Annotated in this window: 15 protein-coding genes; 7 read left to right on the plus strand and 8 right to left on the minus strand. The window is 63.4% G+C overall.

The annotated features are described in order from the left end of the window. Position 1: 1 nt before the first annotated feature. Entirely contained in the window at positions 2–553 is a 552-nt protein-coding gene (locus LOY53_RS00085) for a DNA-3-methyladenine glycosylase I (protein ID WP_252826303.1), read from the plus strand. Positions 554–594: 41 nt separating this feature from the next. After that, entirely contained in the window at positions 595–1,482 is an 888-nt protein-coding gene (locus LOY53_RS00090) for a lysophospholipid acyltransferase (protein ID WP_252826304.1), read from the plus strand. A gap of 53 nt (positions 1,483–1,535) precedes the next feature. On the opposite strand, the gene LOY53_RS00095 is transcribed toward LOY53_RS00090, so the two are convergent. Genes LOY53_RS00095 through def form a run of 5 tightly spaced genes read right to left on the minus strand, consistent with a single transcriptional unit; the run spans position 1,536 to position 6,059 of the window. Further along, positions 1,536–1,844 (minus strand): tetratricopeptide repeat protein, encoded by a 309-nt coding sequence (locus LOY53_RS00095; protein WP_099452509.1) that lies wholly within the window; start codon positions 1,842–1,844, stop codon positions 1,536–1,538. 11 nt (positions 1,845–1,855) lie between these two features. Beyond that, positions 1,856–3,229, minus strand: a complete 1,374-nt coding sequence (trkA, locus tag LOY53_RS00100) for a Trk system potassium transporter TrkA (protein WP_085272130.1) — start codon at positions 3,227–3,229, stop codon at positions 1,856–1,858. A gap of 23 nt (positions 3,230–3,252) precedes the next feature. Then, positions 3,253–4,563 carry a 16S rRNA (cytosine(967)-C(5))-methyltransferase RsmB gene (gene rsmB / locus LOY53_RS00105; protein WP_027592049.1) on the minus strand — a complete coding sequence of 437 codons (1,311 nt, stop codon included), beginning with the start codon at positions 4,561–4,563 and terminating at the stop codon, positions 3,253–3,255. Beyond that, the gene (fmt, locus tag LOY53_RS00110) at positions 4,560–5,492 is read right to left on the minus strand and encodes a methionyl-tRNA formyltransferase (protein WP_099452511.1); all 933 of its coding nucleotides are present in this window, start codon (positions 5,490–5,492) and stop codon (positions 4,560–4,562) included. Before fmt ends, rsmB begins: the two co-directional genes overlap by 4 nt. Positions 5,493–5,552: 60 nt before the next feature. Further along, positions 5,553–6,059: a peptide deformylase gene (gene def / locus LOY53_RS00115; protein WP_027592047.1), complete on the minus strand. Its 507-nt coding sequence runs from the start codon at positions 6,057–6,059 to the stop codon at positions 5,553–5,555. 207 nt (positions 6,060–6,266) lie between these two features. On the opposite strand from def, the gene dprA reads away from it, so the two are divergent. From dprA to LOY53_RS00130, 3 genes are all read left to right on the plus strand, one after another. Next, the gene (dprA, locus tag LOY53_RS00120) at positions 6,267–7,364 is read left to right on the plus strand and encodes a DNA-processing protein DprA (protein WP_258703457.1); all 1,098 of its coding nucleotides are present in this window, start codon (positions 6,267–6,269) and stop codon (positions 7,362–7,364) included. A 42-nt stretch (positions 7,365–7,406) separates the two neighbouring features. After that, positions 7,407–7,964 carry an L-threonylcarbamoyladenylate synthase gene (locus LOY53_RS00125; RefSeq protein ID WP_099427977.1) on the plus strand — a complete coding sequence of 186 codons (558 nt, stop codon included), beginning with the start codon at positions 7,407–7,409 and terminating at the stop codon, positions 7,962–7,964. A 447-nt stretch (positions 7,965–8,411) separates the two neighbouring features. Beyond that, positions 8,412–8,714 carry a hypothetical protein gene (locus tag LOY53_RS00130; protein WP_099455767.1) on the plus strand — a complete coding sequence of 101 codons (303 nt, stop codon included), beginning with the start codon at positions 8,412–8,414 and terminating at the stop codon, positions 8,712–8,714. 333 nt (positions 8,715–9,047) lie between these two features. On the opposite strand, the gene LOY53_RS00135 is transcribed toward LOY53_RS00130, so the two are convergent. Further along, positions 9,048–10,025 (minus strand): NADPH:quinone reductase, encoded by a 978-nt coding sequence (locus tag LOY53_RS00135; protein ID WP_252826309.1) that lies wholly within the window; start codon positions 10,023–10,025, stop codon positions 9,048–9,050. 134 nt (positions 10,026–10,159) lie between these two features. Between LOY53_RS00135 and hemF the strand changes: the two genes are divergently transcribed. Together hemF and aroE are read left to right on the plus strand one after the other, a co-directional pair. Continuing rightward, positions 10,160–11,071 carry an oxygen-dependent coproporphyrinogen oxidase gene (gene hemF / locus LOY53_RS00140; protein ID WP_027592042.1) on the plus strand — a complete coding sequence of 304 codons (912 nt, stop codon included), beginning with the start codon at positions 10,160–10,162 and terminating at the stop codon, positions 11,069–11,071. Positions 11,072–11,096: 25 nt separating this feature from the next. Continuing rightward, the gene (gene aroE, locus LOY53_RS00145) at positions 11,097–11,921 is read left to right on the plus strand and encodes a shikimate dehydrogenase (RefSeq protein WP_252826310.1); all 825 of its coding nucleotides are present in this window, start codon (positions 11,097–11,099) and stop codon (positions 11,919–11,921) included. Positions 11,922–12,063: 142 nt separating this feature from the next. Here aroE and LOY53_RS00150 read toward each other — a convergent pair whose 3' ends face one another. Further along, positions 12,064–13,629: a SulP family inorganic anion transporter gene (locus LOY53_RS00150; RefSeq protein ID WP_186679253.1), complete on the minus strand. Its 1,566-nt coding sequence runs from the start codon at positions 13,627–13,629 to the stop codon at positions 12,064–12,066. Positions 13,630–13,757: 128 nt separating this feature from the next. After that, positions 13,758–14,681 carry a choline ABC transporter substrate-binding protein gene (gene choX / locus LOY53_RS00155; protein WP_258703458.1) on the minus strand — a complete coding sequence of 308 codons (924 nt, stop codon included), beginning with the start codon at positions 14,679–14,681 and terminating at the stop codon, positions 13,758–13,760. Positions 14,682–14,685: the final 4 nt, after the last annotated feature.

The following is a 14,685-nucleotide window of genomic DNA, read 5'->3' on the forward strand; positions in this document are numbered from 1 at the left end:
TATGCCACGCTGCTTTTGGTGTACCGACGATCCGTTGTACCAGGCCTACCACGACCAGGAATGGGGAACACCGCAGCGTGATCCGGCGTTGCTGTTCGAGATGCTTTTGCTCGAAGGGTTCCAGGCGGGGCTGTCATGGATCACGGTTTTACGTAAACGCGAGCGTTATCGCGAGGTGATGCATGGCTTCGACCCGGTGAAGTTGGCGCAGATGAGCGATGAACGGATCGAAGCACTGATGCTCGACGCCGGCATCATCCGCAACCGCCTCAAGCTCAAGGCGGCCCGGCGCAACGCCCAGGCCTGGCTGGCTGTGGATAACCCGGCCGAGTGGCTCTGGTCGTTCGTGGGTGGCGTGCCCAAGGTCAACCATTTCAAGGACCGAAGCGAAATGCCTGCCGTTACCGATGAAGCGAAGGCAATGAGCAAAGCCCTGCAAAAAGCCGGCTTCACGTTTGTCGGCCCAACCATCTGTTATGCCTTCATGCAGGCCACCGGTATGGTCATGGACCACACCACCGATTGTGATCGCTACGCCGCCTTGGTGCGTTGACGGGGTACAATGCGCGCCTTGCTGAAATAAGGAATTCGCCTGTGGAAAAGTTCAAGGGCGCCCTGATGGTCGGGGTGCTTCGACTGTTCGCCAAGTTGCCCTGGGGCGCTGTGCAGCGCGTCGGCGCCGGTATCGGCTGGCTGATGTGGAAGGTCCCGAACGGGTCGCGCAACGTGGTGCGCATCAACCTCGCCAAGTGTTTCCCGGAGATGGACCCGGTGGCGCGTGAGCAACTGGTTGGCCGTGCGCTGAGAGACATCGGCAAGTCCTTTGTCGAAAGCGCTTGCGCCTGGATCTGGCCACCGCAGCGGTCGCTGGAGCTGGTCAAGGAAGTGCACGGCCTGGAAGTGCTGGAGCAGGCCCTGGCCTCAGGCAAGGGCGTGGTGGGTATCACCAGCCACCTGGGTAACTGGGAAGTGCTGAACCACTTCTATTGCAACCAGTGCAAACCGATCATCTTCTACCGCCCGCCGAAGCTGAAGGCGGTGGATGATTTGCTGCGTGAACAGCGGGTGCAGATGGGCAACCGCGTGGCGCCTTCGACCAAAGAAGGCATCCTCAGCGTGATCAAGGAAGTGCGCCGCGGGGGCCAGGTGGGCATTCCTGCCGACCCGGAACCTGCTGAGTCGGCGGGTGTGTTCGTGCCGTTCCTGGGCACCCAGGCGCTGACCAGCAAGTTCGTGCCGAACATGCTGGCTGGTGGCAAGGCGGTGGGTGTGTTCCTGCATGCGTTGCGGCTTCCGGATGGGTCTGGGTTCCGGGTGATTCTGGAAGCGGCGCCGGAGGCGATGTACAGCACGGATGTGACCGAGTCGGCGGCGGCCATGAGCAAGGTGGTCGAGCGGTATGTGCGCGAGTATCCGAGCCAGTACATGTGGAGCATGAAGCGCTTCAAGAAGCGCCCGGCGGGTGAGCCGCGTTGGTATTGAGATAGTTGGGGGCGCTTTGCGCCCCATTCGCGGGGCAAGCAGCCCTGGCAATTTCAGGCTTTATTCAGCTTTTTGAGGAACACCGCCATCTCTTTCTCGGCCTGCTTGTCCCCATGGGCCTGCGCCGCCACGATCCCGTCCTCCCAGGCCTTGCGCGCCGCCGCCAAATCCCCCTGCAACTGATACGCCTTACCTAGCAACTTCCACGCCGCCGAATACTTCGGGTCCTGCTCCACGCAACGCGCCAGGTGCACCGCCGCCTCAGCGCCATTGCCCTCATCCAGCCAGGCCTTGCCAAGGCCGAACCTCAACAGCGGGTTATCCACACCCTTGGCCAGCATCTTCTCCAGCGATTCGCGCATGCCCTCTTCTCCTAGAAGAAACTCAAGCCGACGTGGAACAGCTTCTCCACATCCCGAATATGCTTTTTATCCACAACGAACAGAATCACATGGTCACCCGATTCGATCACCGTGTCGTCGTGGGCAATCATCACCTCTTCGTCGCGAATGATCGCGCCGATGGTGGTGCCTGGCGGCAGGGCGATGTCTTCGATGGCCTTGCCGACCACTTTGCTCGACTTCGAATCGCCATGCGCCACGGCTTCGATGGCCTCGGCCGCGCCGCGGCGCAGGGAGTGCACGCTGACGATATCGCCACGCCGCACGTGGGCCAGCAAGGTGCCGATGGTGGCCAACTGCGGGCTGATGGCGATGTCGATCTCGCCGCCCTGCACCAGGTCCACATAGGCCGGGTTGTTGATGATGGTCATCACCTTGCGCGCACCCAGGCGCTTGGCCAGCAGCGACGACATGATGTTGGCCTCGTCGTCGTTGGTCAGGGCCAGGAAGATGTCGGCGTCGGCAATGTTCTCCTCCAGCATCAGGTCTTTGTCCGACGCACTGCCCTGCAGCACCACGGTGCTTTCCAGGCTATCGGAGAGGTGACGGCAGCGGGCCGGGTTCATCTCGATGATCTTCACCTGGTAGCGGCTTTCGATGGCCTCGGCCAAGCGCTCGCCAATCTGCCCGCCACCAGCGATGACCACGCGCTTGTTGGTTTCGTCGATGCGTCGCAGCTCGCCCATCACGGCGCGGATGTCTTTTTTCGCGGCGATGAAGAACACTTCGTCATCGGCCTCGATCACGGTGTCGCCGCGTGGGGTGATCGGCCGGTCACGGCGGAAGATCGCCGCCACACGGGTGTCGACGTTGGGCATGTGCGCACGGATCTGGCGCAACTGCTGGCCCACCAGCGGGCCGCCGTAGTACGCCTTGACCGCCACCAGTTGCGCCTTGCCTTCAGCGAAGTCGATCACCTGCAGTGAACCTGGGTGCTCGATCAGGCGCTTGATGTAGTTGGTCACCACTTGCTCGGGGCTGATCAGCACATCGACCGGGATATGGTCGTTGTGGAACAGCTCTTCGCGGGTCAGGTAGGCCGACTCCCGTACCCGGGCGATCTTGGTCGGGGTGTGGAACAACGAGTAGGCGACCTGGCAGGCCACCATGTTGGTCTCGTCGCTGTTGGTCACCGCCACCAGCATGTCGGCGTCGTCGGCGCCGGCCTGGCGCAGCACCGTCGGCAGCGAGCCGCGGCCTTGCACCGTGCGGATGTCCAGGCGGTCGCCGAGGTCGCGCAGGCGCTCGCCGTCGGTGTCGACCACGGTAATGTCGTTGGCCTCGCTGGCCAGGTGTTCTGCCAGCGTACCGCCCACCTGCCCCGCGCCGAGGATGATGATCTTCATCCGCTACTCCCTAACCGTTGTGCTTATCCGCGTGACGCGGCGATCTTGATCAGCTTGGCATAGTAGAACCCGTCGTGGCCGCCTTCCTGGGCCAGCAACTGGCGGCCATGTGGCTGGCGCAGGCCGGCCTCGGTGGCCAGGTCCAACTCACGGGCGCCCGGGGTGCGGGCGAGGAAGGCGTCGATCACCTCGGTGTTCTCGGTCGGCAAGCTCGAGCAGGTGGCGTAAAGCAGCATGCCGCCCACTTCCAGGGTCGGCCACAGGGCATCGAGCAGCTCGCCTTGCAACGTGGCCAGGGCCGGAATGTCGTCGGCCTGACGGGTCAGCTTGATGTCCGGGTGGCGGCGGATTACACCGGTGGCCGAGCACGGGGCGTCGAGCAGGATGCGCTGGAACGTTTTGCCGTCCCACCAGCTGGCGGTGTCGCGGGCATCGCAGGCGATCAGCTCGGCGTCCAGTTGCAGGCGATCGAGGTTCTCGCGCACGCGGGTCAGGCGCTTGGCTTCCAGGTCGATGGCCACCACCTGCGCCAGGCCAGCTTCGGCCTCGAGCAAGTGGCAAGTCTTGCCGCCCGGGGCACAGCAGGCGTCGAGCACGCGTTGGCCGGGGGCCAGTTCGAGCAGGTCAGCGGACAGCTGCGCGGCTTCGTCCTGCACGCTCACCCAGCCTTCGGCAAAGCCAGGCAGGCTGCGCACGTCGCAGGGCTCATTCAGCACGATGCCGTCACGGCTGTACTGGCAGGCGCTGGCGCCCACACCGGCCTCAGCCAGCAAGGCCAGGTAGGCATCGCGGCTGTGGTGACGGCGGTTGACCCGCAAAATCATCGGCGGGTGGGCGTTGTTGGCGGCGCAGATGGCTTCCCATTGCTCGGGCCAGAAGGCCTTCAGCGATTTCTGCAGCCAGCGCGGGTGGGCAGTGCGCACCACCGGGTCGCGCTCCATGCCCGCGAGCAGCGCTTCGCCCTCGCGCTGTGCGCGGCGCAGCACGGCGTTGAGTAGGCCTTTGGCCCACGGCTTTTTCAGCTTGTCGGCGCAACCCACGGTTTCGCCGATAGCGGCGTGCGCCGGAATGCGCGTGTAGAACAGCTGGTACAGGCCGACCAGCATCAAAGCCTGCACATCGGCATCGGCAGCCTTGAACGGTTTTTGCAGCAACTGCGCAGCGAGCAGGTCGAGGCGCGGCTGCCAGCGGGCGGTGCCGAAGGCCAGGTCTTGGGTCAGGCCCCGGTCGCGTTCGTCGACCTTGTCCAGTTGTGCCGGCAATGAGCTGTTCAGCGAAGCCTTGCCGCTGAGCACAGCGGCCAAGGCACGGGCGGCGGCCAGGCGTGGGTTCATTGGCCGAGCACCTTGCCGTTGGCGAATTTCTCGCGGCGGCTGTTGAACAAGTCGCTGAAGTTCAGCGCCTTGCCGCCGGGCAGTTGCAGGCGGGTCAGGCTCAGTGCCTGGTCACCGCAGGCGACTACCAGGCCGTCCTTGCTGGCAGACAGGATCTCGCCAGGGGCGCCGTTGCCTGTGGACAACGTGGCAGCGAGCACCTTCACGCTTTCGCCGTCCAGGGTGCTGTGGCACACCGGCCACGGGTTGAAGGCACGCACCAGGCGCTCCAGCTCCACGGCCGGGCGGCGCCAGTCGATGCGTGCTTCGTCTTTGTTCAGCTTGTGGGCATAGGTGGCCAGGGCGTCATCCTGGGCTTCACCCAGCAGCGAGCCGTCGGCAAGGCCAGCAATGGCTTGAATGACCGCAGGCGGGCCCATTTCGGCGAGGCGGTCATGCAGGGTGCCGCCGGTGTCTTCGGCGCTGATCGGGGTGACCACCTTGAGTAGCATCGGGCCGGTGTCCAGGCCCGCTTCCATGCGCATCACGGTCACGCCGCTCTCGGCATCGCCGGCTTCCACGGCGCGCTGGATCGGCGCCGCTCCGCGCCAGCGTGGCAGCAAGGAGGCGTGGCTGTTGATGCAACCAAGGCGCGGAATATCCAGCACGGCCTGGGGCAGGATCAGGCCGTAGGCGACCACCACCATCAGGTCGGGCTTGAGCGCGGCGAGTTCTGCCTGGGCATCGGCATTGCGCAGGGTTGGCGGCTGCAGCACCGGGATGTCGTGGGCCACGGCCAGTGCCTTGACCGCGCTCGGCATGAGCTTCTGGCCACGCCCGGCTGGGCGGTCCGGCTGGGTGTAGACGGCCACGATCTCATAGGGGCTGTCGAGCAGTGCCTTGAGGTGTTCGGCGGCAAACTCTGGAGTGCCTGCGAAGACGATGCGCATGGAGTTCTCGCTGCAAAAAAGAAAAAGGCTTGCCGGAGCAAGCCTTCTGGAAGGTGGGGATCAGGCTTGCTGGCGGTGCTGCTTTTCCAGCTTCTTCTTGATCCGGTCGCGTTTGAGCGTGGACAGGTAGTCGACGAACAGCTTGCCGTTGAGGTGATCGAACTCGTGCTGCACGCACACGGCCAGCAGGCCTTCGGCTTCGAGCTCGAACGGCTTGCCGTCGCGGTCCTGGGCTTTGACGCGCACCCGCAGGGGGCGGTCGACGTTTTCGTAGAAGCCAGGCACCGACAGGCAACCTTCCTGGTACTGGCCCATGTCGTGGGTCAGTTCTTCGACGACGGGGTTGATGAAGACCCGCGGCTCGCTGCGGTCTTCGCTCAGGTCCATCACCACCACCTGCTTGTGGACGTTGACCTGGGTCGCCGCCAGGCCGATGCCAGGCGCTTCATACATGGTTTCAAACATGTCGTCGATCAGCTGGCTCAGGGCGTCGTCGAACACCGTCACCGGTTTGGCGAGGGTGCGCAGGCGCGGGTCCGGGAATTCGAGAATGTTCAAGATGGCCATAAGGTCGGGCAGTCACTGTGCGTTCGGTTGAAAACTGAGCACACATAATAAAGGTAATCGGGGCATTCGGCACCTGGCAAAGCTCGGCTAGGGTTTAAACGGACGGCTTATCACCCATTTGATGGACAGGTTGTCAAAGCGTTATCAACACAGTTATCCACAGGTTGTGCCACGTCGATGGCCCCGTTTCGATCAAGGATGATCCTCATGTTGACCCACCATTCGTCGCCTTGCGCGCCTGCCGAACTGGAGGCGAGGTTGCGCCTGCACCGCCTGCCGGACACTGGGTTACGCCGCTTTCACAGCCTGCTGAAAGCTTTTGGCAGCGCTTCTTCGGCGCTGAGTGCGCCGGCCGCAGCCTGGCGCGCACTGGGTATTCCGCAAGCCAGCATCGAAGCCCGAAGAAGCGCCGAAGTGCGTGACGGTGCACTGGCTGCGATGGCCTGGTTAGAGCGCCCGGGCCAGCATTTACTGATGTGGGACAGCCCTGGCTACCCTGCTCTGTTGGCCGAAATCGACGACCCGCCGCCGTTGCTATTCGTCGCTGGCGACCCCGCATTACTTGAAAGGCCACAGTTGGCCATTGTGGGCAGCAGGCGTGCTTCACCCCCCGCGCTCGACACTGCCCGGGCATTTTCCCGCTACTTGGCGCAGACGGGTTTCACCATTACCAGCGGCTTGGCACTGGGTATTGATGGTGCCGCTCATCGGGCAGCGTTGCAGGCCGGGGGCGGCACAATTGGGGTACTCGGGACGGGGCTGCAAAAACTTTATCCACAGCGCCATCGCGAGCTTGCCCAGGCGATGATCGACAGCGGCAGCGCGCTGGTTTCCGAGTACCCACTGGATGCCGGCCCGCTGCCGGGCAATTTTCCGCGGCGTAATCGAATCATCAGTGGCTTGTCGCTGGGTGTATTGGTTGTGGAGGCGAGCCTGGCCAGTGGCTCGCTGATCACGGCGCGCTTGGCGGCCGAGCAGGGCCGCGAGGTGTATGCCATCCCAGGCTCCATCCACCACCCAGGTGCCAAAGGCTGTCACCAGTTGATTCGCGACGGTGCGCTGCTGGTGGAGAGCGTGGAACAGATTCTGGAAAGCCTGCAGGGCTGGCAGAACTTGCCCCCGGCCATTGTTGAACAGCGTGATCACCCCCTGCTCGCCTTGCTGCATGCCGCGCCACAGACTACCGAGAGCCTGGCCCACTGCAGCGAACTGCCGTTGGCCCAGGTGATGGCGCAGCTCACCGAATTGGAGCTAGAAGGCCGAGTCAGCAATGAAGCCGGGCGTTGGTTTGCCCGCGTTGGCTAAGTACACTGCTCACAAGCAAGGTATATAGGCGGAGAGACAGCAATGGTGAGCAGTTTTCGTGTGCAACAAGCCGCACGTGAGATCCGGGCGGGCGCGGTTATCGCCTACCCAACGGAAGCGGTCTGGGGCCTGGGCTGTGACCCGTGGAACGAGGACGCGGTGTATCGCCTGCTGGCGCTCAAGTCGCGGCCTGTGGATAAAGGGTTGATCCTGATCGCCGACAATATCCGCCAGTTCGACTTTTTGTTCGAAGATTTCCCCGAGGACTGGATTGACCGCATGGGCAGCACCTGGCCAGGCCCGAACACCTGGCTGGTACCGCACCAGGACCTGTTGCCGGAGTGGGTGACCGGGCAGCACGACACGGTGGCGCTGCGGGTCAGTGACCACCCGCAGGTGCGTGAGCTGTGCGCGCTGGTCGGGCCGCTGATTTCCACCTCGTGCAACCCCGGCGGTCGCCCGGCGGCGAAAAGCCGCTTGCGGGTGGAGCAGTACTTCCATGGCCAGCTGGACCTGGTACTGGGCGGGGCGTTGGGCGGGCGGAAGAACCCAAGTGTAATTCGCAACCTGGCGACGGGCGAAATCGTTCGGCCGGGCTAAATTGCCAAGCGCCGATACCCCTCCTTGTGGGAGCGGGCTTGCCCCGCGAAGAGGCCAGCCCAGGCGGCCAGTGTGTATGGCCAGGGCTTCGCCCTGGTTCGCGGGGCAAGCCCGCTCCTACAATTGATCGAGTCGCCTGGAATTTCTCTGATCTCCATCCAAATGGCTGTCCGGCATTCAGTTTGGGAAAACTCCTACATCTCGTAACGAATAACATCACCTTCTCAGTGGGAAGTCCTGTCTCTAGGCTTCAGACCGTCGCCGAACAACTTGGCGATCGGGTGTGGTAGCCCGGATGCATCTTTTCCATGACAGTCTATGGCGGCTGTGCGCGGGAGGCTTTCGAGCCTGCCTGGTTTGGAAAATGCCCGGGTCTACCACCTCGCGTACAGCCGCCACCCAATTCACGTGGTAGTGATTGGCGGCGGCATTGTGGAGCATTTTCCAATGGTCAAGAAAATAGTCCCCGATCCACCCCTACCCAGCACCTCAACTCGACCCTTCGGCCGTTGCGATGCCGGTCATGATCCACTCTTCACCGTAAACCCGAACATTTCCGCTGAAGACGCCTTGGTCCATGTCGCCCTATACCTGCGCAGCGCCTATGAAACTGGCTACAAAGCCCTGGACTATATGCGCGAAGAAGGCCGTGGCATGTTCTGGTCGAACCTGCATGCGATTGAAATGGCAGAGGGTGTGGTGGAGGCGATACTCGATGGCATCGAGTCGACACCGCCGCCGAGGAAGTAAGCCAGTTATGAAGAGACAAGCTGGTCAGACAGCTCACCTAGATGAGACCGTGTACTTGCTTGCAGGTCAAACAAATGCAAGCCGGCTTCGCGCGTCTATCGAGCAGCTCAATTCTATTGGTAACCAGATGCTGTGGGAGCTGTCCGTTGAATCCTCAATGCCTGTACTGACGCAATCGCCGGCAAGCCGGCTCCCACAGGGATAGCACTATAGTTTAAGGCCGACGCAGTTCCTGTGGGAGCGGGTTCACCCGCGAACACCGGCAGAGCCGGTGCCATCAATCGCAGTGGCTGATTCGCGGGCATGCCCGCTCCCACAGGGAATGTGTCTGGCTCAGGGGATCAGCACGGTCGACCCCACAGTCCTGCGCGCCGACAGCTCTGCCTGCGCCTTGGCCGCCTCACTCAGCGGATACCGCTGCTGGATATCCACAACCAGCTTCCCACTCGCAATCATCGCAAACAGGTCATCGGCCATGGCCTGGGTGTTCTCGGCATTGTTGGCATAACTCGCCAGGGTCGGCCGGGTGACATACAGCGAGCCCTTCTGCGCCAGAATCCCCAGGTTCACCCCGCTCACCGCGCCCGAAGCATTGCCAAAGCTCACCATCAACCCGCGTGGCTGCAGGCAGTCCAGTGAGGTCAGCCAGGTATCGGCGCCCACGCCGTCGTACACCACCGGGCATTTCTTGCCGTCGGTCAGCTCCAGTACGCGCTTGGCCACATCTTCATGGCTGTAGTCGATGGTTTCCCATGCCCCCAGCGCCTTGGCCCGCTCGGCCTTCTCAGCGGAGCTGACAGTACCGATCAACTTGGCCCCCAGCGCCTTGGCCCATTGGCAGGCCAGCGAACCCACGCCACCGGCAGCGGCATGGAACAGGATCACGTCGCCCGGTTGCACCGCATAAGTCTGCTTGAGCAGGTACTGCACGGTCAGGCCCTTGAGCATCACCGCCGCTGCCTGCTCAAAGCTGATGTTATCCGGCAGCTTGACCAGGTTGGCCTCGGGCAGCGTATGCACTTCGCTGTAGGCACCCAGCGGGCCGCCGGCATGGGCTACCCGATCACCGACTTTCAGGCGGGTGACGCCCTCACCCACGGCTTCGACCACACCAGCGGCCTCGGTGCCGAGCCCGGAAGGCAAGGATGGCGGTGCGTACAAGCCGCTGCGGAAATAGGTGTCGATGAAGTTCAGGCCAATCGCCTGGTTACGCACGCGGACCTGCTGTGGCCCAGGTGGGGCGGGGTCGAACTCTACAAGCTGCAGAACTTCCGGGCCGCCATGCTGGCTGAACTGGATACGCTTGGCCATCTCGCACTCCTGTTGTCGGGATTGGTAACAGCCCTCTATCGGACGCCTTTGCTTGATCGCCGTCAACTGCGGCGCGTCAGCCGCCGGTGGTATGCTACGCGGCGAATTCTTCTCTGCCCGCTCCAGGTGACCCGATGACCAGCCGCACCGAGGCCGTGAAAGCCTACCTGCTCGACCTGCAAGACCGCATCTGCTCCGCCCTTGAACGTGAGGACGGCGGCGCCCGCTTTGTCGAGGACGCCTGGACGCGTGAAGCCGGTGGCGGGGGCCGCACGCGGGTGATCGGTGAGGGCAAGGTGATCGAGAAAGGCGGGGTCAACTTCTCCCACGTGTTCGGTGCCGGCCTGCCACCGTCGGCCAGCGCCCACCGCCCCGAGCTGGCGGGCCGTGGTTTCGAGGCCCTGGGGGTGTCGCTGGTTATCCACCCGCACAACCCGCATGTGCCGACGTCCCACGCCAATGTGCGCTTCTTCATCGCCGAAAAAGAAGGCGAAGAGGCGGTGTGGTGGTTCGGCGGCGGTTTCGACCTGACCCCGTACTACGGCAACGAAGAAGACTGCATCCACTGGCACCGTGTGGCCGAGCAGGCCTGCGCGCCGTTCGGCGCTGACGTGTACCCGCGCTACAAAGCCTGGTGCGACCGCTACTTCCACCTCAAGCACCGTGGCGAACCACGTGGCATTGGCGGGCTGTTCTTCGACGACCTGAACGAGTGGGACTTCGACACCTGCTTTGCTTTCATCCGTGCCATTGGCGATGCCTTTGTCGAGGCCTACCTGCCGATCGTCCAACGCCGCAAGGACACGCCCTATACCGCCGAGCAGCGTGAGTTCCAAGAGTACCGTCGCGGTCGCTACGTGGAGTTCAACCTGGTCTACGACCGTGGCACCTTGTTCGGCCTGCAATCGGGTGGGCGTACCGAGTCGATCCTGATGTCGCTGCCGCCGCAGGTCCGCTGGGGCTACGACTGGAAGGCCGCGCCTGGCAGCGAAGAAGCGCGCCTGACCGAGTACTTCCTGCAAGACCGCGACTGGCTCGCCCAGTAAGCCTGTGGATAACCGAGGAGCCCCCATGGACCAGTACGTCGTTTTCGGTAACCCCATCGGCCACAGCAAGTCGCCGCTGATCCACCGCCTGTTCGCCGAGCAGACCGGCCAGGACCTGGAATACGCCACCCTGCTGGCGCCGCTGGACGAGTTCAGCGATTGCGCCCGCGGCTTCTTCAAGCAAGGCAGTGGCGGCAATGTCACGGTGCCGTTCAAGGAAGAAGCCTACCGCCTGTGCGACAGCCTGACCCCACGTGCCCAGCGGGCGGGTGCGGTGAATACCCTGAGCAAGCTGGCGGATGGCTCGCTGCGGGGGGACAACACTGACGGTGCTGGCCTGGTGCGCGACCTGACCGTGAATGCGGGGGTTGAGCTGGCGGGCAAGCGGATCCTCATTTTGGGTGCGGGCGGTGCAGTGCGTGGGGTGCTGGAGCCGATTCTGGCGCACGATCCGCAGTCGCTGGTGATCGCCAACCGCACGGTAGAAAAGGCCGAGCTACTGGCGCGTGAGTTCGCTGAGCTGGGGCCGGTGGTGGCCAGCGGGTTTAGCTGGCTGCAGGAGCCGGTGGACGTGATCATCAACGCCACCTCGGCAAGCCTGGCGGGCGAGATGCCACCGATTGCCGACAGCCTGGTCGAGGCCGGGCGCACGGTTTGCTACGACATGATGTACGGCAAGGAGCCGACGCCGTTTTGCCAATGGGCTACCAACCTAGGTGCGGCCAAGGTGCTGGATGGGCTGGGGATGCTGGCTGAGCAGGCGGCGGAGGCGTTCTTTATCTGGCGTGGGATTCGGCCGGATACGGCGCCGGTGCTGGCTGAACTGCGCCGACAGCTTGCTCGGGGTTGACGCTGTCGGGGCCGCTTCGCGGCCCATCGCAGGCAAGCCAGCTCCTACAGGGATATCGCAAGGCCCGAGGTTGGCGCTGTACTTGTAGGAGCTGGCTTGCCTGCGATGGGCTGCAAAGCAGCCCCAAGATCTCAACCCAACCTCACTCTTCAAACCTGATGGGACACAAATCCACCCCTTCCAACTTTTGCAATTCCTCGACCACCTGCGGCCGGGCCCGCTGCAAGGTCAAACTGCCCCCCGCCCGCCGCAACCGCCGTGCCTCCCGGTGCAACATATCCACACCCGAATAATCGATAAAATTTACCTGCCGCGCATCGATCACCACATGCGGCCCCTGGCAGCGCTGCAAGCGCACCTGCAGGTAATGCGCCGCGCCAAAGAAGATCGACCCGCCCACCCGCAGTACGTCGGCCTGCCCTTCGCGGCTCTGCTGCACCCGTGGCCGGGACGTGCGTTTGAGGTAAAAGAACAGCGAAGCCAGCACCCCGGCATAGATCGCGGTCTGTAGCTCCAGCAATAAGGTTGCGGCGGCGGTCAGGGCCATGACCAGGAACTCCGAGCGGCTGACCCGGAACAGCGCCCGAATGCCACGGTGATCCACCAACCCCCAACAGATCAGCAGGATGCTGCCCGCCATGGCCGGGATCGGCAGGTGGGCGATCAGCCCTGCCCCTGCGACGGCAAACAGCGCGACCCACAGGGCCGAGAACACCCCGGCCAGCGGTGAGCGGGCGCCGGCGTCATAGCTCAAGCCCGAACGGGTGAAAGAGCCTGATGACAGGTAACCGGAGAAGAACGCGCCGACGATGTTCGACAGGCCCTGGGCGCGGATTTCCTGGTCGGCGTCGATCAGCTGCTCAGACCGCGCAGACAGCGACCGGGCGATCGACAGGCTGGTGACCAGGCCGAGCATGCCCACCGCCACCGCCGTCGGCAGCAGCCGCAGCATCAACTCCACGTCCAGTAGCGGCAGTGGGCTCAACGGGGGCAATTGGCCAGTGAAGGCAGGTACCCGCGGCACATGCCCAAAAAAGCCAGGCAGTGACCAGGCCAGCAAGCTGACCACGACCAGGCTTATCAACAGGCTCGGCCAGCGTGGCCGCCAGAGCTTGAAGGCCATGCCGATCAGCACCGTGGTCAGCCCCAGTATCAGCGACGGCAGGTCGACCTCCCCGGCGTGGCTGGCCAGGTCTTGCACGGTTTTCAACGCCGTGGCCTGGCTTGGCAAGTCCATGCCCAACAGGTTGGGCAACTGGCCGAGGGCGATGACGATGGCGGCGCCGAGAGTGAAACCGAGCACCACCGAGTGGGAGACGAAATTGACCAGTGCGCCGAAGCGCAGCAGGCCGAGCAAGAGCTGGAAGATGCCGGCGAGCAATGTCAGCAGCAGGACCAGCGTGATGTAGTCGGCGCTGCCCGGCACCGCCAGGGGGCTGACGCTGGCGTAGAGGACGATCGAGATGGCTGCGGTCGGGCCGCAGATCAGGTGCCAGGAAGACCCCCACAAGCAGGCAATGAGCACCGGGACGATGGCGGCGAACAGGCCGTATTCGGCGGGCAGGCCGGCGATCAGGGCGTAGGCGATGGATTGCGGCAGGGCAAGGATGGCACCGCTCAGGCCGACCAGCAGGTCCTGGCGCAGGCTGCGGCCCGATTGGCGGGGGAGCCAGGCAAGGAAAGGCAGCAGCTGGATGAGGCGGTGCATAAGTATTTCAGTTTCCCGAGTGTTGTAGCGGCCCCTGTGGGAGCGGGTTTACCCGCGAATGCGTCGGTGGCTTCACTAGAGCATTCGCGGGTAAGCCCGCTCCCACAGGATGAGTGTGATTATCGAGATTACAGTTTGCTTGTGACGGCCTCTTTCGCATCGCCACCGGACTTGGCGCTGACCCCAGCCAACCACCCTTCCAGTACTTCGGGATGCGCCTTCACCCAAGCCTTGGCTGCTTCATCGAAGCTCACTTTTTTATCCACAACCTCGGCCATGATGCTGTTTTCCATGTCCAGGGTAAATGTCAGGTTGCTCAGCAGCTTCGCTGTATTCGGGCACGCCTGTGCATAACCTTTGCGGGTCAGGGTGTAGACCTGGCCCTTGCTGCCAAACCACTTCTCCCCACCCGTGAGGTAGTGCATCTTCAGCTTCACGTTCATCGGGTGCGGTGTCCAGCCGAGGAAGGTGATGAATTGCTGCTTCTTCACGGCGCGGTCCACTTGCGCGAGCATCGCTTGTTCACTTGACTCCACCAGCTTCCACTGGCCGAGGTCGAACTGGTTCTGGTCGATGATTTCTTTCAGCGACAGGTTGGCAGGCGCGCCAGCGCCGATCCCATACAGTTTCTTGTCGAACTGGTCGGCGTGCTTTTGCAGGTCGGCGAAGTCTTTGACGCCTGCGTTCCACACATAGTCGGGCACCGCGAGGGTGAACTCGGTGCCTTCAAGGTTGCGCGACAGCTGCTGCACATCACCATTGGCGATGAACTTGTCATGAAACCCCTGGTGCGCCGGCATCCAGTTGCCGAGGAAGGCATCGACGCGCCCGTCCTTGAGGCCGCCATAGATGATCGGCACGGCCAGGCTGTCGATCTTTACCTGGTAGCCGAGGCTTTCCAGCAGCAGGCGGGCGATGGCATTGGTGGTGGCAATATCGCTCCAGCCGGGGTCGGCCATCTTCACGGTGCTGCATTGCGCGTCTTCGGCGTGAGCCGTGGCAGCGCCCAGGCCGAGGGCCAGGGCAAGCACAGCGGCGGAGATTTTTTGCATGGCG

It is taken from the genome of Pseudomonas sp. B21-031 (genome assembly GCF_024748985.1).
GTDB lineage: Bacteria > Pseudomonadota > Gammaproteobacteria > Pseudomonadales > Pseudomonadaceae > Aquipseudomonas > Aquipseudomonas kermanshahensis.

Coding starts and splice junctions, on each gene's coding strand:
- LOY53_RS00085 (WP_252826303.1), top strand. CDS start 2: ATGCCACGCTGCTTTTGGTGTACCGACGATCCGTTGTACCAGGCCTAC.
- LOY53_RS00095 (WP_099452509.1), bottom strand. CDS start 1,844: ATGCGCGAATCGCTGGAGAAGATGCTGGCCAAGGGTGTGGATAACCCG.
- trkA (WP_085272130.1), bottom strand. CDS start 3,229: ATGAAGATCATCATCCTCGGCGCGGGGCAGGTGGGCGGTACGCTGGCA.
- rsmB (WP_027592049.1), bottom strand. CDS start 4,563: ATGAACCCACGCCTGGCCGCCGCCCGTGCCTTGGCCGCTGTGCTCAGC.
- fmt (WP_099452511.1), bottom strand. CDS start 5,492: ATGCGCATCGTCTTCGCAGGCACTCCAGAGTTTGCCGCCGAACACCTC.
- def (WP_027592047.1), bottom strand. CDS start 6,059: ATGGCCATCTTGAACATTCTCGAATTCCCGGACCCGCGCCTGCGCACC.
- dprA (WP_258703457.1), top strand. CDS start 6,267: ATGTTGACCCACCATTCGTCGCCTTGCGCGCCTGCCGAACTGGAGGCG.
- LOY53_RS00125 (WP_099427977.1), top strand. CDS start 7,407: ATGGTGAGCAGTTTTCGTGTGCAACAAGCCGCACGTGAGATCCGGGCG.
- LOY53_RS00130 (WP_099455767.1), top strand. CDS start 8,412: ATGGTCAAGAAAATAGTCCCCGATCCACCCCTACCCAGCACCTCAACT.
- LOY53_RS00135 (WP_252826309.1), bottom strand. CDS start 10,025: ATGGCCAAGCGTATCCAGTTCAGCCAGCATGGCGGCCCGGAAGTTCTG.
- hemF (WP_027592042.1), top strand. CDS start 10,160: ATGACCAGCCGCACCGAGGCCGTGAAAGCCTACCTGCTCGACCTGCAA.
- aroE (WP_252826310.1), top strand. CDS start 11,097: ATGGACCAGTACGTCGTTTTCGGTAACCCCATCGGCCACAGCAAGTCG.
- LOY53_RS00150 (WP_186679253.1), bottom strand. CDS start 13,629: ATGCACCGCCTCATCCAGCTGCTGCCTTTCCTTGCCTGGCTCCCCCGC.
- choX (WP_258703458.1), bottom strand. CDS start 14,681: ATGCAAAAAATCTCCGCCGCTGTGCTTGCCCTGGCCCTCGGCCTGGGC.